The sequence below is a fragment of the Sphingomonas sp. DG1-23 genome (assembly GCF_030730875.1).
Lineage (GTDB): Bacteria > Pseudomonadota > Alphaproteobacteria > Sphingomonadales > Sphingomonadaceae > Sphingomonas.
The window spans coordinates 165,256-186,966 of the sequence record NZ_JAVAMA010000010.1; the positions used below are offsets into that span (position 1 = coordinate 165,256).

26 protein-coding genes are annotated in these 21,711 nt (G+C 68.4%); 18 read left to right on the plus strand and 8 right to left on the minus strand.

Annotated elements, in window-relative coordinates; all coding sequences use genetic code 11:
* Window positions 1-12 precede the first annotated feature (12 nt).
* From tsaD to Q9Q95_RS16500, 3 genes are read left to right on the plus strand one after another with little or no spacing between them, the layout of a single operon-like run.
* Window positions 13-1,038, plus strand: coding sequence for a tRNA (adenosine(37)-N6)-threonylcarbamoyltransferase complex transferase subunit TsaD (gene tsaD / locus Q9Q95_RS16490; RefSeq protein WP_306098234.1), 1,026 nt, complete (start codon window positions 13-15; stop codon window positions 1,036-1,038).
* Complete coding sequence (locus tag Q9Q95_RS16495; protein ID WP_306098235.1) at window positions 1,035-2,012, plus strand: NAD(P)H-dependent glycerol-3-phosphate dehydrogenase; 978 nt, start codon at window positions 1,035-1,037, stop codon at window positions 2,010-2,012. Before tsaD ends, Q9Q95_RS16495 begins: the two co-directional genes overlap by 4 nt.
* Entirely contained in the window at window positions 2,009-2,545 is a 537-nt protein-coding gene (locus tag Q9Q95_RS16500; protein ID WP_306098236.1) for a DUF1697 domain-containing protein, read from the plus strand. The genes Q9Q95_RS16495 and Q9Q95_RS16500 overlap by 4 nt, the downstream gene beginning before the upstream one ends.
* Here Q9Q95_RS16500 and Q9Q95_RS16505 read toward each other — a convergent pair.
* On the minus strand, window positions 2,542-2,694 hold the full coding sequence (locus tag Q9Q95_RS16505; RefSeq protein ID WP_306098237.1) for a DUF1674 domain-containing protein: 153 nt from the start codon (window positions 2,692-2,694) through the stop codon (window positions 2,542-2,544). The two genes, Q9Q95_RS16500 and Q9Q95_RS16505, sit on opposite strands and share 4 nt — an antisense overlap.
* A 13-nt stretch (window positions 2,695-2,707) precedes the next feature.
* Between Q9Q95_RS16505 and Q9Q95_RS16510 the strand changes: the two genes are divergently transcribed.
* The 9 genes from Q9Q95_RS16510 (at window position 2,708) to Q9Q95_RS16550 (ending at window position 12,843) form a co-directional block, all read left to right on the plus strand.
* Window positions 2,708-3,997, plus strand: a complete 1,290-nt coding sequence (locus tag Q9Q95_RS16510; protein ID WP_306098238.1) for an RsmB/NOP family class I SAM-dependent RNA methyltransferase — start codon at window positions 2,708-2,710, stop codon at window positions 3,995-3,997.
* A gap of 63 nt (window positions 3,998-4,060) precedes the next feature.
* Window positions 4,061-4,720, plus strand: a complete 660-nt coding sequence (gene rpe, locus Q9Q95_RS16515) for a ribulose-phosphate 3-epimerase (protein ID WP_306098239.1) — start codon at window positions 4,061-4,063, stop codon at window positions 4,718-4,720.
* Window positions 4,717-6,450 carry a heparinase II/III family protein gene (locus Q9Q95_RS16520; RefSeq protein WP_306098240.1) on the plus strand — a complete coding sequence of 578 codons (1,734 nt, stop codon included), beginning with the start codon at window positions 4,717-4,719 and terminating at the stop codon, window positions 6,448-6,450. The genes rpe and Q9Q95_RS16520 overlap by 4 nt, the downstream gene beginning before the upstream one ends.
* Before the next feature lie 78 nt (window positions 6,451-6,528).
* Window positions 6,529-8,100, plus strand: a complete 1,572-nt coding sequence (gene purH / locus Q9Q95_RS16525; protein WP_306098241.1) for a bifunctional phosphoribosylaminoimidazolecarboxamide formyltransferase/IMP cyclohydrolase — start codon at window positions 6,529-6,531, stop codon at window positions 8,098-8,100.
* Between the two features lie 123 nt (window positions 8,101-8,223).
* On the plus strand, window positions 8,224-9,489 hold the full coding sequence (locus Q9Q95_RS16530) for a 3-methyl-2-oxobutanoate dehydrogenase (2-methylpropanoyl-transferring) subunit alpha (RefSeq protein WP_306098242.1): 1,266 nt from the start codon (window positions 8,224-8,226) through the stop codon (window positions 9,487-9,489).
* Window positions 9,490-9,521: 32 nt separating this feature from the next.
* Window positions 9,522-10,526: an alpha-ketoacid dehydrogenase subunit beta gene (locus Q9Q95_RS16535; protein WP_306098276.1), complete on the plus strand. Its 1,005-nt coding sequence runs from the start codon at window positions 9,522-9,524 to the stop codon at window positions 10,524-10,526.
* Window positions 10,527-10,629: 103 nt separating this feature from the next.
* Window positions 10,630-11,964, plus strand: a complete 1,335-nt coding sequence (locus Q9Q95_RS16540) for a dihydrolipoamide acetyltransferase family protein (protein WP_306098243.1) — start codon at window positions 10,630-10,632, stop codon at window positions 11,962-11,964.
* A gap of 1 nt (window position 11,965) precedes the next feature.
* The gene (locus tag Q9Q95_RS16545; protein ID WP_306098244.1) at window positions 11,966-12,544 is read left to right on the plus strand and encodes an MAPEG family protein; all 579 of its coding nucleotides are present in this window, start codon (window positions 11,966-11,968) and stop codon (window positions 12,542-12,544) included.
* Window positions 12,541-12,843, plus strand: coding sequence for a YciI-like protein (locus tag Q9Q95_RS16550; protein ID WP_306098245.1), 303 nt, complete (start codon window positions 12,541-12,543; stop codon window positions 12,841-12,843). The genes Q9Q95_RS16545 and Q9Q95_RS16550 overlap by 4 nt, the downstream gene beginning before the upstream one ends.
* Before the next feature lie 7 nt (window positions 12,844-12,850).
* On the opposite strand, the gene Q9Q95_RS16555 is transcribed toward Q9Q95_RS16550, so the two are convergent.
* Complete coding sequence (locus Q9Q95_RS16555) at window positions 12,851-13,807, minus strand: hypothetical protein (protein ID WP_306098246.1); 957 nt, start codon at window positions 13,805-13,807, stop codon at window positions 12,851-12,853.
* Window positions 13,808-13,928: 121 nt separating this feature from the next.
* On the opposite strand from Q9Q95_RS16555, the gene rarD reads away from it, so the two are divergent.
* From rarD to Q9Q95_RS16585, 6 genes are read left to right on the plus strand one after another with little or no spacing between them, the layout of a single operon-like run.
* The gene (rarD, locus tag Q9Q95_RS16560; RefSeq protein ID WP_306098247.1) at window positions 13,929-14,834 is read left to right on the plus strand and encodes an EamA family transporter RarD; all 906 of its coding nucleotides are present in this window, start codon (window positions 13,929-13,931) and stop codon (window positions 14,832-14,834) included.
* A 50-nt stretch (window positions 14,835-14,884) separates the two neighbouring features.
* The gene (locus Q9Q95_RS16565; protein WP_306098248.1) at window positions 14,885-15,220 is read left to right on the plus strand and encodes a helix-turn-helix transcriptional regulator; all 336 of its coding nucleotides are present in this window, start codon (window positions 14,885-14,887) and stop codon (window positions 15,218-15,220) included.
* A complete protein-coding gene (locus Q9Q95_RS16570) occupies window positions 15,217-15,582 on the plus strand; it encodes a DUF1428 domain-containing protein (protein WP_306098249.1) in 366 nt (121 codons plus the stop codon). The genes Q9Q95_RS16565 and Q9Q95_RS16570 overlap by 4 nt, the downstream gene beginning before the upstream one ends.
* A 13-nt stretch (window positions 15,583-15,595) precedes the next feature.
* Window positions 15,596-15,991, plus strand: coding sequence for a VOC family protein (locus Q9Q95_RS16575; protein WP_306098250.1), 396 nt, complete (start codon window positions 15,596-15,598; stop codon window positions 15,989-15,991).
* A complete protein-coding gene (locus Q9Q95_RS16580) occupies window positions 15,988-16,425 on the plus strand; it encodes an SRPBCC domain-containing protein (RefSeq protein WP_306098251.1) in 438 nt (145 codons plus the stop codon). Before Q9Q95_RS16575 ends, Q9Q95_RS16580 begins: the two co-directional genes overlap by 4 nt.
* Window position 16,426: 1 nt before the next feature.
* Window positions 16,427-16,954: an SRPBCC family protein gene (locus Q9Q95_RS16585; RefSeq protein ID WP_306098252.1), complete on the plus strand. Its 528-nt coding sequence runs from the start codon at window positions 16,427-16,429 to the stop codon at window positions 16,952-16,954.
* Here the strand turns inward: Q9Q95_RS16585 and Q9Q95_RS16590 are convergent.
* The 6 genes from Q9Q95_RS16590 to Q9Q95_RS16615 form a co-directional block, all read right to left on the minus strand.
* Window positions 16,951-18,144: an acetyl-CoA C-acyltransferase gene (locus Q9Q95_RS16590; protein WP_306098253.1), complete on the minus strand. Its 1,194-nt coding sequence runs from the start codon at window positions 18,142-18,144 to the stop codon at window positions 16,951-16,953. The two genes, Q9Q95_RS16585 and Q9Q95_RS16590, sit on opposite strands and share 4 nt — an antisense overlap.
* Before the next feature lie 68 nt (window positions 18,145-18,212).
* A complete protein-coding gene (locus Q9Q95_RS16595) occupies window positions 18,213-18,989 on the minus strand; it encodes a crotonase/enoyl-CoA hydratase family protein (RefSeq protein WP_306098254.1) in 777 nt (258 codons plus the stop codon).
* A 34-nt stretch (window positions 18,990-19,023) separates the two neighbouring features.
* Window positions 19,024-19,671, minus strand: a complete 648-nt coding sequence (locus Q9Q95_RS16600; protein ID WP_306098255.1) for a response regulator transcription factor — start codon at window positions 19,669-19,671, stop codon at window positions 19,024-19,026.
* 49 nt (window positions 19,672-19,720) lie between these two features.
* Window positions 19,721-20,611 (minus strand): transposase, encoded by an 891-nt coding sequence (locus Q9Q95_RS16605; RefSeq protein ID WP_306098256.1) that lies wholly within the window; start codon window positions 20,609-20,611, stop codon window positions 19,721-19,723.
* The gene (locus Q9Q95_RS16610; protein ID WP_306098257.1) at window positions 20,599-21,540 is read right to left on the minus strand and encodes a hypothetical protein; all 942 of its coding nucleotides are present in this window, start codon (window positions 21,538-21,540) and stop codon (window positions 20,599-20,601) included. The genes Q9Q95_RS16605 and Q9Q95_RS16610 overlap by 13 nt, the downstream gene beginning before the upstream one ends.
* A gap of 5 nt (window positions 21,541-21,545) precedes the next feature.
* On the minus strand, window positions 21,546-21,707 hold the full coding sequence (locus Q9Q95_RS16615; protein WP_306098258.1) for a hypothetical protein: 162 nt from the start codon (window positions 21,705-21,707) through the stop codon (window positions 21,546-21,548).
* Window positions 21,708-21,711 lie beyond the last annotated feature (4 nt).

The window sequence follows — 21,711 nt, forward strand, 5'->3', positions numbered from 1 at the left end:
TAATTGGATGCAATGGCGCTGATCCTTGGCCTCGAATCGAGCTGCGACGAAACCGCCGCCGCGCTGGTGACCAGCGATCGGCAGATCCTCGCGCACAAGCTCGCGGGGCAGGAGGCGGCGCACCGTCCCTATGGCGGCGTCGTCCCCGAGATCGCCGCGCGCGCGCATGTCGAGGTGATGGCGCCTTTGGTCGAGGCGGCGCTGGCCGAAGCGGGGGTGACCCTGGCCGAGGTCGACGCGATCGCCGCCACCGCTGGTCCCGGCCTGATCGGCGGGGTGATGGTTGGCCTCGTCACCGGCAAGGCGCTTGCGCTGGCGAGCAGCAAGCCTTTGGTCGCGGTCAACCATCTCGAAGGCCATGGCCTGTCGCCGCGGCTCAGCGATCCCGATCTCGCTTTCCCCTATCTGCTGCTGCTCGTTTCGGGCGGGCATTGCCAGTTGCTGCTGGTCGAAGGCGTCGGCGCCTATCGCCGGCTCGCCACCACGATCGACGATGCCGCGGGCGAGGCCTTCGACAAGACCGCCAAGCTGCTCGGGCTCGGTTTCCCGGGTGGCCCGGCGGTCGAGAAGGCGGCGGCGCTGGGCGACGCCAAAGCGGTGCTCTTGCCTCGCCCGTTGCTCGGCTCGGCCGAGCCGCATTTTTCCTTCGCCGGATTGAAGAGCGCGGTGGCGCGGGTCGTCGGCCAGTACAGTGCCCAGGATCTGGCGGCGTCGTTCCAGCAGGCCGTGGTCGATTGTCTGATCGATCGTACCCGCCGCGCGCTCGGATCGGTTCGGGCTACTGCGCTGGTCGTCGCCGGCGGCGTCGCCGCCAATGCCAGCGTGCGCATCGCGCTCGAAGATCTTGCCGCCGAACACGGGCTGCGCTTCGTCGCGCCGCCTTTGTGGTTGTGCACCGACAATGCCGCAATGATCGCCTGGGCCGGCGCCGAGCGCCTTGCCGCGGGCCTCACCGATCCGCTCGATTTCCCGGCGCGGCCGCGCTGGCCGCTCGATCCCGGTGCGGAGAAGGTGCGCGGCGCGGGAGTGAAGGCATGAGGATCGGGGTGATTGGCGGCGGCGCATGGGGCACGGCGCTCGCGCAGGTGGCGGCGCGCGGCGGCGCGCCGGTCACCTTGTGGGCGCGCGAGCCCGAAGTGGTCGAGAGCGTCAATGCCGCGCACGCGAATCACCATTTCCTCGCCGGGGTGCCGCTCTCGGAAAGCATCCGCGCGACCGGCGATCTCGCCGATCTCGCCAGCCATGACGCTTTGCTCGTGGTCGCCCCCGCCCAGCATGTCCGCGCGGTGCTGCGCGCGGCGCCGATCGGCAGCACGCCACTGGTGCTCTGCGCCAAGGGGATCGAGGCGGGGACGCGCCTCCTCGTCGGCGAAGTCGCGCATCAGGCCGCGCCCGACGCGCCGATCGCGGTGCTTTCGGGCCCGACCTTCGCGCACGAAGTCGCCGCCGGAAAGCCGACCGCGGTCACGCTCGCCTGCGAGGACGAGGATCTGCGGTCGCGCCTCGCCGAGCGCCTCGCCGGCCCGGCCTTCCGCACCTATGGCTCGGCCGACGTGATCGGCGCCGAGATCGGCGGCGCGGTCAAGAACGTCCTCGCGATCGCCTGCGGCGTGGTCGAAGGCGCCGGGCTCGGGCTCAATGCCCGCGCCGCCCTGATCGCGCGCGGTTTCGCCGAGATGACCCGGTTCGGGCTCGCGCGCGGCGGACAGGCCGAGACGCTGACTGGCCTGTCGGGCCTCGGCGATCTCGTCCTCACCTGCAGCTCGACCAATTCGCGCAATTTCTCGCTCGGGGTCGGGCTCGGACAGGGCAGAAGCGCTGTCGAACTGATGGCGGATCGCAAGACCGTCGCCGAGGGGGCCTTCACGGCGCCGGTGCTTCGCGAAGCCGCCGCCGAGGCGGGAGTCGACATGCCGGTGACCGAGGCGGTCAACGCATTGCTCGAAGGTGCTGCGGTGCAGGACGTGATCGGCGCACTGCTCGCCCGACCGTTGCGCGAGGAAGCGCAATGAAGTGGGCGGCGATGCTGCGCGGGATCAATCTCGGCAAGCGCCAGCTCAAATCGGCCGAACTGAAGGGCGTGGTCGAGGGGATGGGCTTCACCCATGTCAAGACGATCCTCGCCTCGGGCAATGTCGTGTTCGAGGCGGGCGACGCGAAGCCCGAAGCGCTCGAACGCGATCTGCATGCCGCGCTCGAAAAGGCGACCGGGCTCAAGTCCGAGGTCTTCGTCCGCAACCGCGCCGAGCTCGCCGGACTGGTCGAAGCCAATCCGTTTCCCGACGAAGCGCGCGACCGGCCGAGCTTTCTGGTGGTCAGCTTCCACCGCGATCCGGTCGACGAGGCGGCGATCGAAAAGCTCGCGGCAAGCTATGACGGCCCCGAGCGGATGGTGGTGATCGGTCGCGAATTGTTCACCGATTTCCCCGACGGCCAAGGCCGATCGAGCCTGATCCCGGTGATGCAAAAGGCCAGGCTGTCGCAGGCCAATACCGGGCGCAACTGGAACACCGTGCAGAAACTGCTCGCCGCGCTCGGCGACTAGAAGTCGACTGCCACGCCTTTCCGCTCCCAATCGCCATAGCGGGTGGGGTCGAGCGGGTCGGTCGCCGGTGCCGCGGGGGCGGGTTTGGGCACCGGCGGGCTCTTCGACAGGTGCTGCGGGGGCTTCACATGGCTCGGGCGCTGGCCCATGGCACTGGCTCCAATGAACAGAGCCCCCAATCGTCCCCGCCGCCCGAGCGGTCAAGAGCCCGACGCTCCCGGCGTCCCCGCGCGCCGCGCCGCGCTCAAATTGCTCGATGCGGTGCTCCGCCGCGGCCTCGCGCTCGAACAGGCGCTCGATTCGGCGGCGCAGGGCCTCGCTCCCAATGATCGCGGCCTCGCCCATGCCATTGCTGCCGAGGCGCTGCGCCGGCTGCCCGATCTCGACGCGCTGATCGATTCGGCGACCCAGCGCGACTTGCCCGAGGACGCCAAGCCACGGTTCGCGCTGCGCATCGCGCTCGTCCAGGCGCTTTCGCTCGGCACCCCCGGTCATGCCGCTATTTCCACGGTGCTGCCTTTGGTCGATGGCGGACCCCGGAAGCTGGTCCATGGCGTGTTCGGCACCTTGCTGCGCCAGGGTGCGACATTGCCCGAGCCGCCGACGCTGCCCGATCCGGTGGCGCTGCGCTGGCACGCGGCGTGGGGCGACCAGATGATCGAGGATGCCGAGCGCGCGATCGCGGTGCCGCCGCCGCTCGACCTGACCTTGCGCGATCCCGGTCGCGCGCCCGATCTGCCCGGCACCAGCCTGTTTCCCGGCCATCTCCGCCTCGACGAAAAGGCCTCGGTCACCGGGATCGAGGGATATGCCGAAGGCGATTGGTGGGTGCAGGACCTCGCCGCATCGATTCCGGCACGGCTGATCGGCAGGGGTAACGGCACCGCGCTCGATTTGTGCGCCGCGCCGGGGGGCAAGACGCTGCAGCTCGCCGCCGCAGGCTGGGCAGTGACCGCGGTCGACCTTTCGGAAAGTCGTCTTGCGCGACTTCACGAAAATCTCGAGCGCACCGGCCTTACGGCGCGAGTGGTCGCCGCCGATTTGCTCACATGGCAACCTCCGGCTCCCGCCGACGCCGTGCTGCTCGATGCGCCGTGCAGCGCCACCGGCATTTTCCGCCGGCATCCCGACGTACTGCATCGCGTGCGTCCGTCGCTGATCAACGAGATGGCCGAACTCCAGTCGCGCCTGCTCGCGCGCGCCGCCGAATGGGTGAAGCCGGGCGGGACTTTGGTCTTCTCGACCTGCTCGCTCGAGCCGCGGGAAGGCGAAGCCCAGCTCGAACGTTTCCTCGCCAAACATTCCGGATTCGAGATCGCACCGATCGCCGACGACGAATTGCCCCGGGGCGTCTCGCCGCGGGACGACGGCACTCTGCGGCTGCTCCCCGGTGCGCTGGCCGAAGCGGGGGGGCTCGATGGCTTCTTCATCGCCAGGCTGCGCCGTTCCTGATCGATACTTCGCGTGACGTGAAGCCCGGTTGCGTGCGAATCATGCCATGCTAGAGCATTCGGTATGTCCGAAGTTCGCATTGCCCCCTCGATCCTCTCTGCCGACTTCGCCAGGCTCGGCGAGGAGATCCGCGCGATCGATGCCGCCGGGGCCGACTGGATCCATGTCGACGTCATGGATGGGCATTTCGTCCCCAACATCACGATCGGCCCCGGCGTCATCAAGGCGCTCCGCCCGCACACCGCGAAGCCGTTCGACGTCCATCTGATGATCGCGCCGGTCGATCCCCTGCTCGCCGCCTTCGCCGATGCCGGGGCCGACACGATCTCGGTGCATCCTGAATCGGGCCCGCATCTCCATCGCACGCTCCAGACGATCAAGGCGCTCGGCAAGCGCGCGGGCGTGGTGCTCAACCCCGCCACCCCCGTGGATGTCGTCGATCACGTCATGGACATGGTCGACCTGATCCTCGTGATGAGCGTCAATCCCGGCTTTGGCGGGCAGAAGTTCATCGAGAGCCAACTTCCCAAGATCGCCGAATTGCGCCGCCGGATCACCGAATCGGGCCGCGCGATAGATCTCGAGGTGGATGGCGGAGTCGACCGCGACACTGCCCCGCGGGTGATCGCCGCGGGCGCCGACGCGCTCGTCGCCGGCACCGCGACCTTTACCGGCGGCCCCGATCATTATGCCGCCAACATCGCCGCGCTGAGAGGCGGATGAAGAATTCGCCGCCCGGGTCCGACGCCGACGGAGTCGAGGAAGGCAAGCGGCTCATCCGTACCGGCGGCGACCGCGGGCTGAGCCTCGCCGAGCGGATTTCCGAGCGCTTCCAGCGGCTGACCTGGGGCACGCCGCTCCACGCGATGCGGCTGCGCGGCCGCCATCCGCTCAAGCTGATCGCGGTCCCCGACGATCCGTTCTTCGGCGACGCCAATCGCGGCAATGCCCTGCTCGACGGGGTGGTCCGCTTTCGCGGCGAGGACCGCCGGATCGAGTCGCTCGATTTCGCCGCGCCCGATTGGTCGCCGGCTTTCGGCGACCATCTCCAGAGTTTCGCCTGGCTGCGCGACCTGTCCAGCGTCGCCACCCGGGCGCAGGGGGTGCCGATCGCCGAGGAGATCATGCGGCGCTGGCTCGCGGCGCATGGCGAGAAAGTGTCCGAAACCGCATGGCGCGCGGATATATGGGGCCGCCGCATCCTGTTCTGGACCGCGCATGCGCCGCTGATCCTGTCCTCGACCGATCTGGTCTATCGCTCCAGCGTGCTCCACGCGCTGGCCCGCGGGGCGCGGCATCTCGATCGCGGCGCGAATCGTGTCCAGCCGGGTTCGGCCTCGATCGGCGCCTGGGCGGGCGTGCTGGTTGCCGGGCTGTCGATGCCGGGCGGCGATCCGCGCCGGGCGTACGGCGAAAGCGGCCTGCGGCGCGCGCTCGAGCAATCGGTGTTCGAAGATGGCGGCAGCGTCACCCGCTCGCCCGCCGCGCAGATCGATTCGATCCAGTTCCTCACGATCCTCGGCGAGGCCTATGCCGCGCGCCGGCTCGAGGCGCCCGCGTTCATCGAGGCGACGCGCAACCGCATGATCACGGCGCTGCTCGGGCTCTGCCACGGCGACAAGGGGCTCTCGAGCTGGCAGGGCTCGGGCCCGGTCGCGGGCGAGGTCGTCGAACAATTGATCGAAGCGACCGGCGTGCGCACCCGGCCGCTCAAGCAGGCGCGCGAATGGGGCTATCAGCGCCTGTCGCAGGGGCAGAGCGTGCTGGTCATGGACGTCGCTCCGCCGCCGCTCGCCCGGCTGGTCGAAGGCGGCTGCGCCTCGACGCTCGCCTTCGAGCTTTCCGACGGGCCCGACCGCCTCGTCGTCAATTGCGGCGGCGCGCGCGCGGCGCACGCCAAGGTGCCGCCTGCCCTCACCGAGGGCCTCCGCACTACCGCCGCGCATTCGACTCTGGTGCTGAGCAACAGCAATTCGACGGCGATCCATGCCGACGGCACGCTCGGCCGCGGCGTGGTCGAAGTCGAGCTGGTGCGCCACGAGACCGATGCCGCCAGCCGGATCGAGGCCAGCCATGACGGCTATGTCCGCCGCTTCGGCTATCTGCATCGCCGCGTCCTTGCCATGTCGCCCGACGGTAGGGACGTGCGCGGCGAGGACATGCTGCTCCCGGCGGATCGTCGCAAGCACAAGGCGCCGACGGTGTTCGCGGCGCGCTTCCATCTGCACCCGCAGGTCGAGGTCACCCCCACCGCCGATGGTCTAGCGGCGATCCTGCGCACCGCCTCGGGGCATCTCTGGCAGTTCCGCTGCAAGGGCGGCAGCCTCGCGGTCGAGGACAGCGTGTGGATCGACGCGCGGGGCCGCCCGCTCGCCAGCCAGCAACTGGTCGTCACCGGGGCGAGCCCGGCGGGCGGCGCGAATGTCAGCTGGCTGTTCCACCGCGCCAAATAACCGTCGCCTGTACCCGCGTCGGCGGGAGAATGCGTAAAGGGGTTGCAAGCCGTGGTGCGATCCGTACAGCGCCCGGCCATGGATCAGGTCACCATCAAGCGCGCGCTCCTTTCGGTCTCCGACAAGACCGGAATCGTCGAACTCGGCCAGGCGCTCGCCGCCCAGGGCGTCGAGCTGGTTTCCACCGGAGGCACCGCCAAGGCGCTTCGCGATGCCGGCCTCGCAGTAGCCGACATCTCCGATCTCACCGGTTTCCCCGAGATGATGGACGGCCGGGTCAAGACGCTCCACCCCAAGGTCCATGGCGGGCTGCTCGCGGTGCGCGGCAATCCGGAGCACCTCGCCTCGATGGCCGAGCACGATATCGGCGCGATCGATCTGGTGGTGGTCAACCTCTATCCCTTCGCCCAGACCGTCGCGCGCGGTGCCGGCCGCGAGGAGATCATCGAGAATATCGATATCGGCGGTCCCTCGATGGTGCGTTCCGCCGCGAAGAACCACGAATCGGTCGCGATCCTCACCGACCCCGCCGATTATCCGCTCGTCCAGGGCGGCAGCACGACGCTCGACCAGCGCCGGAAATTCGCCGCCAAGGCCTATGCCGCCACCGCCGCCTATGATTCGGCGATCGCCGGCTGGTTCGCGCATGTCGACCAAAGCGAGCGCTTCCCCGAGCGCGTGGCGGTGCCGATGATCAAGCAGGCCGAATTGCGCTATGGCGAGAACCCGCACCAGATCGCCGCGCTCTACACCCAGGCCGCCAGCGGGGTGAACGGCATCGCCCAGGCGCGGCAGATCCAGGGCAAGGAGCTCAGCTACAACAATTACAACGACGCCGATGCCGCGCTCGAACTGGTCAGCGAGTTCCGCGATGGCCCGCCGACGGTGGTGATCGTCAAGCATGCCAATCCGTGCGGCGTCGCGACCGGCGACTCGCTGATCGAGGCATATAAGGCTGCGTTCGCCTGCGACACCGTCTCCGCGTTCGGCGGGATCATCGCCGTCAACCGGCCGCTCGACGAAGCCACCGCAGAGGCGATCTCGGGGATCTTCACCGAAGTGGTGGTGGCGCCCGATGCCGACGACGCCGCGCGCGCGGTCTTCGCCCGCAAGAAGAATCTCCGGCTGCTGCTCACCGGCGAACTGCCCGATCCGGCGCGCCGCGGCCGGGTGATGAAGTCGATCGCCGGCGGATTCCTGATCCAGTCGCGCGACAATGGCATCATCAGCGACGCCGACCTCAGGGTCGTGACGAAGCGCGCGCCGACCGGGCAGGAGCTCGCCGACTGCCGGTTCGCATGGACCGTCGCCAAGCACGTCAAGTCCAATGCGATCGTCTATGCCAGCGGCGGGAGCACCGCCGGAATCGGCGCGGGCCAGATGAACCGGCTCGAGTCGGCGCGAATCGCCGCGTGGAAGGCGAAGGATGCCGCAGGGAAAGCCGGCTGGGCGCAGCCGCGCACGATCGGCTCGGCGGTTGCTTCGGACGCGTTCTTCCCCTTCGCCGACGGCTTGCTCGCCGCCGTCGAGGCCGGCGCCACCGCGGTGATCCAGCCCGGCGGATCGATCCGTGACGACGAGGTGATCGCCGCTGCCGACGCGGCCGGTCTCGCGATGCTGTTCACCGGAATGCGGCATTTCCGTCACTGATGTAACCAATTTCAGGTCAGCCCTGCTGACCTACTCGACAAGGCTTTTGAAATTTTATAACAAGCGTCCGGAAACCGGGTCCGTGCGTTCTCCGAGCGACACGGTCCGCAATTCGGAGAGATCATGGACGCGCCGCGCGCCAATTTGCCGCCGCTCTCGCTGCACGTGCCGGAACCGAAATTCCGTCCCGGCGACGAGGCCGATTTCAGCGATGTCGACGTTCCGCCCGCCGGTTCGGCGCGCAGGCCGGACACCGCGGAGCCTGCCAGCAGCTTCCACGAGCTCGCTTACTCCCTCGTCCGCGTGCTCGACGAATCGGGCCAGGCGGTCGGCCCGTGGAACCCGCGACTCGACCCCGAGGCGTTGCGCAAGATGCTGCGCGCGATGGCGATGGTGCGCGCGTTCGACGAGCGCATGTTCCGTGCCCAGCGGCAGGGCAAGACCAGCTTCTACATGAAGTCGACCGGCGAGGAGGCGGTGTCGGTCGCCGCGACGATGGCGCTGGCCGGCGACGACATGTGCTTCCCCTCCTATCGTCAGCAGGGGATCCTGATCACGCGGGGCTATCCCCTCGTCACGATGATGAACCAGATCTATTCGAACAAGGGCGATCCGCTGCAGGGGCGCCAGCTGCCGATCATGTATTCGGCCAGGGATCACGGCTTCTTCTCGATCTCGGGCAATCTGGCGACGCAATATCCGCAGGCGGTCGGCTGGGCGATGGCGAGCGCGGCCAAGGGCGACACCCGCATCGCTGCGACCTGGTGCGGCGAAGGCTCGACCGCCGAGGGCGACTTCCACTCGGCGATGACCTTCGCAACGGTCTACAAGGCGCCGGTCATCCTCAACGTCGTCAACAATCAATGGGCGATCAGCAGCTTTTCGGGCTTTGCCGGCGCCGAGGCGACGACCTTCGCGGCGCGCGCGGTCGGCTATGGCATCGCCGCGCTGCGCATCGACGGCAACGATGCGCTCGCAGTCTACGCTGCCACCCAATGGGCGGCCGAGCGCGCGCGGACCAATCAGGGCCCGACCCTGATCGAGCATTTCACCTATCGTGCCGAGGGACACTCCACCTCGGACGATCCTACCGCCTATCGATCAGCGGGCGAACCCAATGCGTGGCCGCTCGGCGATCCGGTCCGGCGGCTGAAGGAGCATCTGATCGCGCTCGGCGAATGGGACGAGGAACGCCACGCCGCGCAGGATCTCGAACTCGCCGAGGAAGTGAAGCGCGCGCAGAAGGAAGCGGAGAAGAACGGCATTCTCGGCCATGGCATGCATCAGCCCTTCGAGACGATGTTCGAGGGCGTGTTCGAGGAGATGCCGTGGCATCTCAGGGAACAGTCCGAACAGATGATCGCCGAGCGCAAGGCGGCAGGGATATGAGTGCCGCGAACGAAGCGGGCGCCGCCACCCGCATGAACATGATCCAGGCAATCAACTCCGCGATGGACGTGATGATGGCGCGCGATCCCGACGTCGTCGTGATGGGCGAGGATGTCGGCTATTTCGGCGGCGTCTTCCGCGCGACGGCAGGGCTGCAGGCGAAATTCGGCAAGACCCGCGTCTTCGATACCCCGATCACCGAGATCGGCATCATCGGCGTGGCGATCGGCATGGGCGCATACGGCCTGCGCCCGGTCCCCGAGATCCAGTTCGCCGACTATATCTATCCCGCGCTCGACCAGCTCGTCTCCGAAGCGGCACGGCTGCGCTATCGCTCGGCGGCGGACTTCACCGCGCCGATCACGGTGCGTTCGCCTTATGGCGGCGGCATCTTCGGCGGCCAGACGCACAGCCAGTCGCCCGAAGGCATCTTCACCCATGTCTCCGGCATCAAGACGGTGATCCCGTCGACGCCCTACGACGCCAAGGGCCTGCTGATCGCGGCGATCGAGGACAATGATCCCGTCCTCTTCCTCGAGCCCAAGCGGATCTATAACGGCCCGTTCCACGGCCATTATGATCGCCCGGCCAAGACCTGGGCCGATCACCCCGGCGCGGACGTGCCCGAGGGCCATTACCGCGTCGAACTGGGCAAAGCGGCGACGGTGCGCGAAGGCGAGGCGGTGACGATCCTCTGCTACGGAACGATGGTCCATGTCGTCGCCAGCACGATCGAGGAACTGGGCGTCGACGCCGAGATCATCGACCTGCGCACGCTGGTGCCGCTCGACATCGAAGCGATCGAGACATCGGTCAAGAAGACCGGCCGCTGCATGATCGTCCATGAGGCGACCCGCACCGGCGGCTTCGGCGCCGAGCTCTCGGCTTTGGTCCAGGAGCGCTGCTTCTATCACCTCGAAGCGCCGATCGAGCGCGTCACCGGCTTCGACACACCTTATCCCCACAGCCTCGAATGGGCCTATTTCCCCGGCCCGGTGCGCATCGGCGAGGCGCTCAAGAAACTTCTGAAGGACTGATGATGTCCAACCCCTTCCGTTCGTTTCGAGCGAAGTCGAGAAACGGAAGCCCGGCCATACGCCAATGTGTCCCGACTTCGCTCGACACGAACGGAGTGCATTGATGGCCCGCTTCACCTTCCGCCTGCCGGACATCGGCGAAGGCATCGCCGAGGCCGAGATCGTCGCATGGCACGTGCGCGTCGGCGAGCGTGTCGAGGAAGACCAGCAGGTCGCCGACATGATGACCGACAAGGCGACGGTCGAGATGGAATCGCCGGTTTCGGGCGTGGTGGTCGAACTCGCCGGCGAAGTCGGCGATCAGGTCGCGATCGGCTCGGCGCTGATGGTGGTCGAGACCGATGAGGATGAGGACGCTGCCCCGGTTTCGGAAGAAGTCGAGGAACAGGTCGAGGCCGAGAATCCGGGCGTCGAGGACGTGGCTGGACAGACTCCCCTCCCTGCAAGGGAGGGGCCGGGGGTGGGTGCGAGCGCAAGCGAGCCGGCACCGCCTGCGCCAAAGGCTGACGCCGGGGCATCTAGCCCCGCCGCCAGCCAACCCACCCCCAGCCCCTCCCTGGAAGGGAGGGGAGAAGAAAGGCATGTCCTCGCCTCCCCCGCAGTCCGCGCCCGCGCGCGCGATCTCGGGATCGATCTCGGCGCCGTGAAGGCCGAAGGCGACCGTCTCCGCCATGCGGATCTCGACGCCTATCTCCGCTACGGCCAGGGGCAGGGCTATCACGCCCCGCATGCGAGCCGCGCCCGCGCGGACGAACCGGTCAAGGTCATCGGCATGCGCCGCCGCATCGCCGAGAACATGGCGGCGTCGAAGCGCGCGATCCCGCATTTCACTTATGTCGACGAGATCGACGTCACGGCGCTCGAGGCGATGCGCGGAGACCTCAACGCCAATCGCGGCAATCGCCCCAAATTGACGATGCTGCCGTTCCTGATCGTTGCGATCTGCCGGACCATCCCCGATTTCCCGATGATCAACGCGCGCTACGACGACGAAGCGGGCGTGGTCACGCGCCACGGCCGCGTCCATCTCGGCATGGCGACGCAGACCGATGCGGGGCTGATGGTCCCGGTGATCCGCGACGCGCAGGACAAGAATGTCTGGCAGCTCGCGGCCGAGATCGGCCGACTCGCCGAGGCCGCGCGCACCGGCAAGGCGAAGAGCGAGGAGCTCAGCGGCTCGACGCTCACCGTCACGTCGCTCGGCCCGCTCGGCGGAATCGCGACGACTCCGGTGATCAACCGCCCCGAAGTCGCGATCATCGGCCCCAACAAGATCGTCGAGCGGCCGATCTTCCACGGCGACGAGATCGTCCGCGCCAAGTTGATGAACCTGTCGATCAGCTGCGACCATCGCGTCGTCGACGGCTGGGATGCCGCCAGCTACGTCCAGGCGCTCCGCAAATTGCTCGAGACCCCCGTTCTGCTGTTCGCCGATTGAGATGACGCCGCGGGGCAAGATCGCATTGGCGGTCGCGCTGTCGCTCCCGCCGGCAGGGCTGCTATGGATCGCGCTGTGCCGCGCGCTGCCGCCGATCCACGGCGATCCGATGGAGTTCGCGCTCGGGTGCAGCGGGGCTGCGCTGTTGCTCACGCTGGCGCTGGGAATCGAGGCCGTGGCGCACGAGCGCCTGTTCCATGCCTCGATCGATCCGCTCGCCGGCGCCGATTCGTCGCGGCTGGCGGTCAACCAGCGCTATCTCCAGAACACGCTCGAACAGGCGGCTTTGTTCGTTCCGGCGCTCTTCCTGCTCGCGCGTCATGCTGGCGATCTCCGCATCGTCGCCGCTACTGCGATCATCTGGACGCTGGGGCGCTGGGCATATTGGATCGGCTATCATATCGGGCCGATGTGGCGGGGGATCGGCGTGTTCTCGATGGGCGTGGGCCTCGCCACCCTCGCTTATGGCGTCGGCGCGTTCGGCCATGCATGGGCCGGCTGGATCGGCGTGGCTGCCTTGCTCGGCCCGTTGGCGCTGATCGAGGCGTATCTCTTTCTCGTCCTGCGGAGGCCGGCATGAGCCATTTCCTGCTCTTCTACGAACTCGCGGCCGATTATCTCGAACGGCGTTCCCGCTATCGCGACGCGCATCTCGGCCTCGCCTGGGCCGCGGTCGAGCGCGGCGAATTGCTGCTCGGCGGCGCGGTCGGCGATCCGGTCGAATCGGCATTGCTGCTGTTCACCGATGTCGCGGCCGCCCGCGCCTTTGCGCAGGCGGACCCCTATGTCGCGCAGGGGCTGGTGACGCGCTGGAGCATCGCGCCATGGGCCACGGTGGTCGGTGGCGAAGCGGCCAATCCGGTCAGACCCGAAGGCTGACCAGCGCTCAGCTGCCTGCGAAGATCGACTTGCTCAGCATCTCGCGGACGATTTCGCGGCCCTCGGCCATGCGTTCGCGCGCGGCGCGGTCGATCCGCTCGGCTTCGCCGGCGAGCTCCATCCGGCGCCTGGCCAATGCGCGGAAGCGCGTCTCGTCGGCACCGTTGCGGAAGCCGAAATAGCCGCCATTGTTGAACCAGCCGCGTTTCGCCAGCAATCGGCAGAGCTCGGCGGTCGTGCCTGCCATCGCCAGCTGGTTGGCGAGCAAAGGGTCCTCGCTCGTATCGGCGGGCCGCGCCCGCGCCATGGTGGCGATGCCTTGCTTTGCCCTGGCAGGCAGATTTGCCGCCGCGAGCGCATCCGCAATGTCCCTGGCGCGCTGGCCCCGCGCCGCCGCCTGCGCTTTCGCCTGCGTCTGAAGATCCGCGATCGCGGCGCATTGCGTCAGAGCGCGCGGGTCCTGATCGAGCAGATAGGGGCTGGTCAGGCTGGCCACGCCCAATTTGCCGAACGCGGCGCCGAAATCGCGCTGCGCCTGCGCGTCGGCAGTCACGCCGGCGACGAACAGCCGCGAGATCGGCCCGCGCGACGCGGCGCCGGCCGGAACCTGCGCCGCCCCGCCGGGGCCGAACTCGATCTCGGCGAAGCTGCTGGCATCGGCGCGCGCGATGGTCTCGTACTGGGCGTGGGCGATCAGCGCCGCGCCTAATCCCGCCATCACCAGCAGCGCCAGCGAACCGAGCTTCCACGCCAGCGCCGAATAGCGCGTCGTCACGGCGAACCCGATTCCCCAGAACAGCAAGGCGAAGCCTGCGCCCGCGCCGAGCAGCACCGCCAGCGGCTGTTGCGGCGCGAACCGTGGGACCAGCAATGCGCCGAGCACCAGCAACGCCGCGCCCGCCAGCGTCGCGATCACGGGATGATCGTACGGCGTCATACGAGCCGATTCGTCGCGTTCTTCCATGACGTTCCCCCTTTTGCGGCGAAGCTAGCGGGCTGCCTCGCAGTGGCAAGAGGAAGCCTCGCTTGTTTCGTCCCAAGCGGGTTGCTCTTGCCGCACCTTCGTCGAGCGGCAATGGGGGCATATGCGTAACTCGTCCCAGCCCGACGCCGCGGGTCTCGCGTTCGGCGTGGGCGCCTACACCCTGTGGGGGGTGCTGCCGCTCTATATCCATCTGCTGAAGGGCATTCCGGCGTTTCAGGTCCTCGCGCATCGCGTGCTCTGGTCGCTGGCGCTGCTGCTGGTGCTGATCCTCGTGCTTCGTCGCGCCAAAGGGATTCTCGCCGCGGCGCGCGGCCGCACTTTGCTGCTCCTCGTCGGCAGCGCGCTGATGATCGCGATCAACTGGATCGTCTATATCTGGGCGGTCCAGAACAATCATGTGCTCGAAGCGAGCCTCGGCTATTTTATCAACCCGCTGGTCAATGTCGCGCTCGGCTTCGCCTTTCTCGGCGAGCGGCTGCGACGGCTTCAGGGCGTGGCGATCGCCATCGCCGCGGCGGGCGTGATCGTGCTCGCGGCGAGCGGCGGCGGCGCCTTGTGGATCTCGCTTTTGCTCGCCCTGAGCTTCGGGCTCTACGGCCTGCTCCGCAAGGTCGCCGCGATCGATGCGCTCGGCGGACTCACCGTCGAAACACTGCTGCTCGCCCCGTTCAGCGCGGCGCTGCTGATCCATGCCGGCCAGACCGGCACCGCCGCCTTCGGCCAATCGGATCATATGGATCTGCTGCTCGCGCTCGCCGGCGTGGTCACTGCCTTGCCGCTGCTGCTGTTCGCCGCGGCGGCGCGGCGGCTGCCGCTCGCCACCCTGGGGCTGCTCCAATATATCGCGCCGACCCTCCAGTTCGCCGAAGCCGTATTGCTGTTCGGCGAGCCGATGCGCACCGCCCATATCGTCACCTTCGCGCTGATCTGGACCGGCTGCGCGCTGTATGCCTTCGACACGGTCCGCGCCGCGCGAGTCTCGGCGCCACGACCGGCTCCGGAGTGACATTCAACCGAACGGTTGACTAAAGCGGCGGTGCGTGCAAGTTCAACCATATGGTTGAACAAAGACTCGACACGACGTTTCACGCGCTCGCAGACCCCACCCGGCGCGGCATGCTCGCCACGCTCGCGCTCGGCGAGAAATCGATCGGCGAGCTCGCCGAGCCCTTTGCAATGAGCTTCGCCGGCGCGGCCAAGCATGTGAAGGTGCTCGAAGGTGCGGGGCTCGTCGCGCGGCGAAAAGTCGGCCGCAGCCAGCTCTGCCGGATCAACGCCGGACCGCTCGCCGAGGCCGACCAATGGCTGCGCCAATGGGAGCGCTTCTGGACGCTGCGGCTCGATCGGCTCGAGGCGCTGATCGCCGAGGATCGGCAGGAGAGAGAGCCATGAACTATGTCGACGGCTTCGTCTTTGCCGTGCCCGCGGCGAACAAGGAGCGGTTCCGCGCGATGGCGCAGCGCATCGCGGAGGTCTTCACCGATCACGGCGCGCTGCGCGTGGTCGAGAATTGGGGCGACGACGTGCCGACCGGCGAGCAGACCTGGTTCGCGCGCGCCGTCGATCTCCAGCAAGGCGAAATCGTGTGCTTCTCGTGGATCGAGTGGCCGTCCAGGGCGGCGCGCGACAAGGGCAATCAGGCGCTCGCCGCCGACCCGCGCATGCGCACCATCCCCGAGGACGAGAAGGACATCATGGATCCGAAGCGGATGATCTTCGGCGGCTTCGCGCCGCTCGTCGATCGGCGTGGGTGAGCGAGGACCGGATATGACCAAGGCAACCCCCTTCCTGATGTTTCAGCACGGCAAGGCCGAGGCGGCGCTCGACTTCTACGTCGCGACCGTCCCCGCCACCCGTATCGTCTCGATCGAGCGATTCGGCCCCGACGGACCCGGCCCCGAGGGCACCGTGCTGCGCGCGCATGCCGAGATCGCCGGCCAGCCGGTGATGGTGCATGACAGCTTCATCACCCATGGCTTCGATTTCACGCCGTCCTGGTCGTTCTTCCTCGACTGCGCCGACGAAGCCGAGACCGAGCGACTATTCGCGGCACTGGGCGAAGGCGGCGGCGTGCTGATGCCGCTCGACAATTATGGCTGGAGCCGACGCTTCGGCTGGGTCTCCGATCAGTTCGGTGTGTCGTGGCAGATCAACCTGCAATGAGCGCCCCGGTCGTCCTCACGATCACGCGCGACTATGCCGCTCCCGCGGCGCGCGTGTTCGACGCGTGGCTCGACCCGGCCGATGCCGCGCGTTTCCTGTTCGCCACGCCTGACGGCGAGATGATCCGCTGCGACATGGACCCGCAAGCCGGCGGCGGCTTCACGCTTACCGAGCGCCGTCCCGCCGGCGATGCCGAGCATCGCGGCCGTTATCTCGAGATCGAACGTCCGCATCGCCTGGTCTTTCTGTTCGCCGCGAGTCCCGCCGAGGAAGGCGAATGGACCCGCGTGACGATCAAGATCGCCGACGCGCCCGGGGGCTGCACGCTCACCCTCACCCACGAAATGGACCCGCAATGGGCGGCGTACGAGGCCCAGACCCGCAAGGGCTGGACGATGATCCTCGAAAGCCTCGCCCGGACATTGGAGAGCTGACATGGCCGATACGATCACTGCCGAAACCTTGCGTTTCGAACGCGAGCTCGCCGCGCCGGTCGAGACGGTGTGGCAATATCTGGTCGATCCCGAATTGCGGGCGCGCTGGTTCATGGGCGGGCCGACCGATCTGCGCGAAGGCGGCGCGATCGGCATGACGATGCGGCACGCCAACCTTGCCGACGAGGCCGATCCGATGCCCGAGCGCTACGCCCCCTATGACGGCAAGGCGTGGTCGGAGAAGATCACCCGGCTCGAGCCGCCGCGGCTGATCGCCTTCACCTGGTCGGGCGGCGACGCGGGCGAAGTAACGATCGAGCTCGACCGGATCGGCGATGCCCGCACCCGCCTGACGCTCACCCATGCCGGACTGCGCGGCCCCGACGATGCGCGCAATTTCGGCGGCGGCTGGGGCTCGCACCTCGCGGTGCTCGAGCGGCGGCTCGAGGGCAAGCATATCGCCAGCTTCTGGGCGCTGCATGCCCAGGCCGAGGCGGCGGCGGCGCGAGCGCTCGGGCTCGGCGGCTAGGGAAGCTCGAACAGGCCGGCGGCGCCCATGCCGCCAGCGGTGCACATCGAGACGATTACGAAGCGCACGCCGCGCTTGCGTCCCTCGATCAGCGCGTGGCCGACGAGGCGCGATCCGGTCATCCCGAACGGATGCCCGATCGCGATCGCCCCGCCATTGACGTTGAGCCGGTCGGGGTCGATGCCGAGTGCGTCGCGGCAATAGAGGCATTGACTCGCAAATGCCTCGTTGATCTCCCAAAGGCCGATATCCTCGACCTCGAGCCCCGCGCGCGCGAGCAGCCTGGGGATGGCGAAGACCGGGCCGATGCCCATCTCGTCGGGCGCGCATCCCGCCACCTGAAAGCCGCGATAGATGCCGAGAATCTCTTTCCCTTCGGCCTCGGCGGTCTTGCGGTCCATCAGGATCTGCGCGGCGGCACCGTCGGAAAGCTGGCTGGCATTGCCAGCGGTGACGTTGCGGCCCTCCTGCACGAACTCGCCGTCTCTCCACACCGGCTTGAGCCCGGCGAGCGCCTCCATGGTGGTGCCCGGCCGGATGCCCTCGTCCTGCGTCACCTTCACTGTCTCGCTGCCGATGCGATTGCCTTGCTTGTCGACCAATGCCTTTTCGACCGTGATCGGTGCGATCTCCTCGGCGAAAGCGCCGTTCGTCAGACCGGCCGCGGCGCGCTGCTGGCTCGCTGCGGCGAAGGCGTCCTGCGCTTCGCGGCCGATCGCATAGCGTTCGGCGACGATCTCGGCGGTCTCGATCATCGGGATATAGGCGGCGGGCACCTTGTCGATCACCGAGCGGTTCACCACTCGCGGGGCGTTCTGCATCGTCAGGCTGATCGATTCCATGCCCCCGGCGAGCGCGACGTCGATCTCGTCGGTCATGATCGAGCGCGCGGCGAGTGCGATCGCGGTGAGCCCCGAGCCGCATTTGCGGTCGAGGCTGAATGCGGGAACGCTGTCCGGCACCCCCGCGGCGAACAGGGCGAGACGTGCCATGTTGCCGCCCTGCGTGGCCCATTGGTTGCCCATGCCGTAAAACACGTCGTCGATCCGCGCCGGATCCACGCCGGCGCGTTCGATCGCCGCGGTCATCACATGCGCGGCGAGAACCGGTGCCTCGGTCTGGTTGAAATAACCGCGTACGGCCTTGCCCACGCCGGTCCGCGCGGTCGAAACGATGGCAGCCTCTCGCATCCAGGGACTCGCTTTTCGAGTTTCGGGTATGGATTTCGGTCTAGCGGTAAGCCCCTCGATTGCAAGCGTCAGTCGGCAAAGTCGGGCGCGCGCTTCTGCATGTTGGCCATCACCGCCTCGATCTGGTTGGACGAGCGCAGCAGCCGCGCCTGCTCCTTGCTTTCGGCGAGCAGGATCTCGGCGGCACCGGCCTCGAGATTGGCGAGCCGCTTCGCTGCCCGGATCGCGTCGGGATTGCGCCCCGCGATCACCTGCGCGAGCGCCATCGCCTCGGCCTGCGGATCGGCTGCGATCCGGGTGACGAAGCCGAACGCCTGCGCCTCCGCCGCGCCGAACTCGCGCGCGGTATAGGCGAGCTCGCGCAGCACGTCGTCGCGCACGGTGCCGCGCCACAAAGCGAAGCCCGCCATGTCGGGGACGATCCCCCATTTGAGCTCCATCACCGACAGCCGCGCATCGGGCGCGGCGATCCGCACATCGGCGCCGCTCGCGATCTGCAGTCCGCCGCCAAAGGCGACGCCGTGTACGGCCGCGATCACCGGCACCGGCAGCGTGCGCCAGCCCCATGCGACCTGCTGGAAATCATTGGCGAGGCCATGGCTGCGTGCCGCGAGGTCGATCCCCGATCCGCCGCCCGCCATGCTCGCCATGTCGAGCCCGGCGCAGAAGCCGCGCCCTTCGCCCGACAGCACCACGGCGCGCAGGCCGGGCATCTCCGCCAGTTGCGCGATCGCATCGATCAGTCCGGCGAACATCGCCGGATCGAGCGCATTCAGCTTGTCCGGCCGCGCGAGCCGGACCTGGGCAACGTGATCCTCGAAGGTGATGGTGACGCGTTCGGTCATCGGGGCTCCTCTTCCGCGCGCCACGCTACGCCAATCAAGGGCACGGGTCAGCCCGTTCGATGAGCCGGTATCCGCGACCCTTGTCGGTCACCAGCATCGGCACCGCGAAGCCGCGGTCGAGCTTGGCGCGCAGGCGCGAGACATGCACCTCGACGACATTGGTGCCGGGATCGAAGCCCATGCCCCATATCGCCGCGAGCAATTCGGCGCGCCCGACGCAGCGCCCTGCAGAGCGCGCGAGATGGAGCAGCAGCGCATATTCGCGCGGCAGCAGCGGTACCGCGCGGCCGTCGCGCTCGACCCGGCGTTCGATCGTGTCGATGCGCAGTCCCCCGATACTGACCGCCGGCGCATGGCAGCGCAGCCGTGCCGCCAGCCGCGCGGCGATCTCGCCTGCGCATACCGGCAACGCGACGGCGTCGTCGGCGCCCGCGTCGAGCGCCCCTGCGATACTGGCGCCGCAATCGCCGGTCAGCGCGAGCATCAGCGCGCCGCGCCAGCCTTGCGCGCGCACCCGCGCTATGCATCTGGCGGGGTCGCCCCCTTCGAGCCCGACGATCGCCGCATGCGCGCCGCTGGCTGCCAGCGCTGCCGAAGCGACGGGGACGATCGCCAGCCCACGCGCGCCGGCGGCTTCCCGCAGCCTCGGTATTTTGAGCGCGCATGCGACGATTCCGGCCACGATATCAGCCTAACGCGCATCTGCTCCGGACCGGACCGAAACATCTCCGTTACGGAGCAGTTCGCATCGCCAGCCGCGTCCGGGCGTGACCTGCGACATAACGGCTCGCTGCGCCGGCGGCCCTTTCGAAAATCGCATCCGCCGCATCGGGCCGGGCCGAAGCGAGGGCGTCGAGCGCGGTCACGCGCATCCGCTCGCAGGGGTGCGTCCGGGCGAACGACGCCGCGAGATCCGCGCCGTTGGCGATGTGCACCGCGACCGCGAGCAGCGCTTCGGCGCCGGTGCAGGTCAATCCCTCGGCGATCACTCCGCGGCCGATATCGAAGCGATATTGGTCGAGCCAAGGCTGGGCCGGATCGGCGCCGAGGATGTTGAGCGAGACGGAGAAACTGTCCGGGGGCAGCTGGACGTGGATGTCGCGCCGCATCCGATAGAGCATGAGCTTGCCCGGCGCGAGCCGGGCGCGCTCGACGAAGCGCAATCGACCATCCTCGCCCGGAACCCCGGCGAGCGAGTTCCCTTCATATTCGAAATAGTCGCTCCAATAGCCCGGTCCCAGATAGCCATAGGTGAGGAACGGGAAATTATGGTCGTGCGGCAGATCATAGTAGAAAGCCGCGGGTCCGCTGGCGCGCAGCAGCGGATCGCCGTGTGCCGGCCAGAAATTGGCGCGCAGCACCGTACGGCCATCGGGCGGCCGCAACAGGAAGACCTGCGCGCCATAGCCGTTGCCGCGATGCTGGTCTTCGCAGCGGCCCTTGAGCTCGTCGATCGCGAGTTCGGCGAGAAAATCGGGGTTGCGCCCCAGCCGCGCGAGCAACGGTCCCAGCGCGGCGAAACTATCTTCGTCGCGCGGATCGAAATCGGCAGCGGCGAGCGCCTCGACCAGATCGTCGAGCCCGAACGGCGCATCTTCACCCGCCGCGATCAGCCGGGGCATCGCGCTTCCGCCAGCCGGGCCTCCACCAGGCCATGCATATGCGCCGCCGCGACGCGTATTTTGTCGCAGGGATCCGCCCTTGCCATTTCGGCGAGTCGCGGTGCCGCGCGCGCGGCGTCCAGCGCCAGCCATTCGCGCATCGCCGCCCAGCGCAGATGAAAGTCCGGCGCGCGGGTCGCCGCTTCGAAAGCGGCGCTCGCCTCGGCCTTTCCGGCGACGCGGAGAAATTGCAGCAGCATCGCCGTGCGCGACGGCCGGTCGTCGCCATCGGCCACGCGCAATTGCATTCCGGTTTCCAGATCGAACTCGCGCATCAGCGGCGCGGCACCGGCACGGATCGTGGCGACCAGCGTCACGACGTCACGCGTCGCGTCGCAGATCGATTGCGCCTCGATCCTGCCGTCGGTCCGATGGAGCGTGCCATCGCGGAGAAGCCGCGACTCCGCCGCGACGCACCGCGCCGTGCCATGCTCGGGAGAGACCGGCACCGCAGTCCAGCGCCGCAATGTCGCGCCGCCGGCCTCGACCACGCGCGTCACCGCGATTCTGCCGGTGAATATGATCGATCGCGGCGGCTGCGCGGCCATCGCAGCGGCGTTGCCGACGCTCGCGGCGATCGATGCGGCAGGGCAATCGAACAGCACCGCGCCCACCCGCCGCGAGTCGCGGTGGAATTTGAGCGACGGCTCGAAGAACGGGTCGGCCGCGAGCGCGCCCACCAGCGGCGCGAGCAGTGCCTCGGCCCAGCCCTTGTCCGCGAGCAATGCCTCGGCACGATCGGCCGCACGCTCCGGCGAGGCGCCGCAATCGGCGAACGCCGCTGTCGCCGCCCGAACCTCGGAACCTTCGCGCCACTGCCGCATCGTAACCGCGGATTGCGATCGCGCGGCGATGATCGCGGCGCGCGTCGCCTCGGATATCGGGCGCATCGCGCTCAGCCGCCGGGCGCGAGTTCGTAGATCAGCACCGCGATCCCGACGAGCAATTCGAAGAGATCGTCGATGCTCGTTTCTTCGCCCGCCCGCACCGCGCCATGGACCGCGACCAAAGTATCCAGCTCGACGATCTCGGCCGGATCGATCTGCACCAGCTTCATGTCT

Coding starts and splice junctions, on each gene's coding strand:
- tsaD (WP_306098234.1), top strand. CDS start 13: ATGGCGCTGATCCTTGGCCTCGAATCGAGCTGCGACGAAACCGCCGCC.
- Q9Q95_RS16495 (WP_306098235.1), top strand. CDS start 1,035: ATGAGGATCGGGGTGATTGGCGGCGGCGCATGGGGCACGGCGCTCGCG.
- Q9Q95_RS16500 (WP_306098236.1), top strand. CDS start 2,009: ATGAAGTGGGCGGCGATGCTGCGCGGGATCAATCTCGGCAAGCGCCAG.
- Q9Q95_RS16505 (WP_306098237.1), bottom strand. CDS start 2,694: ATGGGCCAGCGCCCGAGCCATGTGAAGCCCCCGCAGCACCTGTCGAAG.
- Q9Q95_RS16510 (WP_306098238.1), top strand. CDS start 2,708: ATGAACAGAGCCCCCAATCGTCCCCGCCGCCCGAGCGGTCAAGAGCCC.
- rpe (WP_306098239.1), top strand. CDS start 4,061: ATGTCCGAAGTTCGCATTGCCCCCTCGATCCTCTCTGCCGACTTCGCC.
- Q9Q95_RS16520 (WP_306098240.1), top strand. CDS start 4,717: ATGAAGAATTCGCCGCCCGGGTCCGACGCCGACGGAGTCGAGGAAGGC.
- purH (WP_306098241.1), top strand. CDS start 6,529: ATGGATCAGGTCACCATCAAGCGCGCGCTCCTTTCGGTCTCCGACAAG.
- Q9Q95_RS16530 (WP_306098242.1), top strand. CDS start 8,224: ATGGACGCGCCGCGCGCCAATTTGCCGCCGCTCTCGCTGCACGTGCCG.
- Q9Q95_RS16535 (WP_306098276.1), top strand. CDS start 9,522: ATGAACATGATCCAGGCAATCAACTCCGCGATGGACGTGATGATGGCG.
- Q9Q95_RS16540 (WP_306098243.1), top strand. CDS start 10,630: ATGGCCCGCTTCACCTTCCGCCTGCCGGACATCGGCGAAGGCATCGCC.
- Q9Q95_RS16545 (WP_306098244.1), top strand. CDS start 11,966: ATGACGCCGCGGGGCAAGATCGCATTGGCGGTCGCGCTGTCGCTCCCG.
- Q9Q95_RS16550 (WP_306098245.1), top strand. CDS start 12,541: ATGAGCCATTTCCTGCTCTTCTACGAACTCGCGGCCGATTATCTCGAA.
- Q9Q95_RS16555 (WP_306098246.1), bottom strand. CDS start 13,807: ATGGAAGAACGCGACGAATCGGCTCGTATGACGCCGTACGATCATCCC.
- rarD (WP_306098247.1), top strand. CDS start 13,929: ATGCGTAACTCGTCCCAGCCCGACGCCGCGGGTCTCGCGTTCGGCGTG.
- Q9Q95_RS16565 (WP_306098248.1), top strand. CDS start 14,885: ATGGTTGAACAAAGACTCGACACGACGTTTCACGCGCTCGCAGACCCC.
- Q9Q95_RS16570 (WP_306098249.1), top strand. CDS start 15,217: ATGAACTATGTCGACGGCTTCGTCTTTGCCGTGCCCGCGGCGAACAAG.
- Q9Q95_RS16575 (WP_306098250.1), top strand. CDS start 15,596: ATGACCAAGGCAACCCCCTTCCTGATGTTTCAGCACGGCAAGGCCGAG.
- Q9Q95_RS16580 (WP_306098251.1), top strand. CDS start 15,988: ATGAGCGCCCCGGTCGTCCTCACGATCACGCGCGACTATGCCGCTCCC.
- Q9Q95_RS16585 (WP_306098252.1), top strand. CDS start 16,427: ATGGCCGATACGATCACTGCCGAAACCTTGCGTTTCGAACGCGAGCTC.
- Q9Q95_RS16590 (WP_306098253.1), bottom strand. CDS start 18,144: ATGCGAGAGGCTGCCATCGTTTCGACCGCGCGGACCGGCGTGGGCAAG.
- Q9Q95_RS16595 (WP_306098254.1), bottom strand. CDS start 18,989: ATGACCGAACGCGTCACCATCACCTTCGAGGATCACGTTGCCCAGGTC.
- Q9Q95_RS16605 (WP_306098256.1), bottom strand. CDS start 20,611: ATGCCCCGGCTGATCGCGGCGGGTGAAGATGCGCCGTTCGGGCTCGAC.
- Q9Q95_RS16610 (WP_306098257.1), bottom strand. CDS start 21,540: ATGCGCCCGATATCCGAGGCGACGCGCGCCGCGATCATCGCCGCGCGA.
- Q9Q95_RS16615 (WP_306098258.1), bottom strand. CDS start 21,707: ATGAAGCTGGTGCAGATCGATCCGGCCGAGATCGTCGAGCTGGATACT.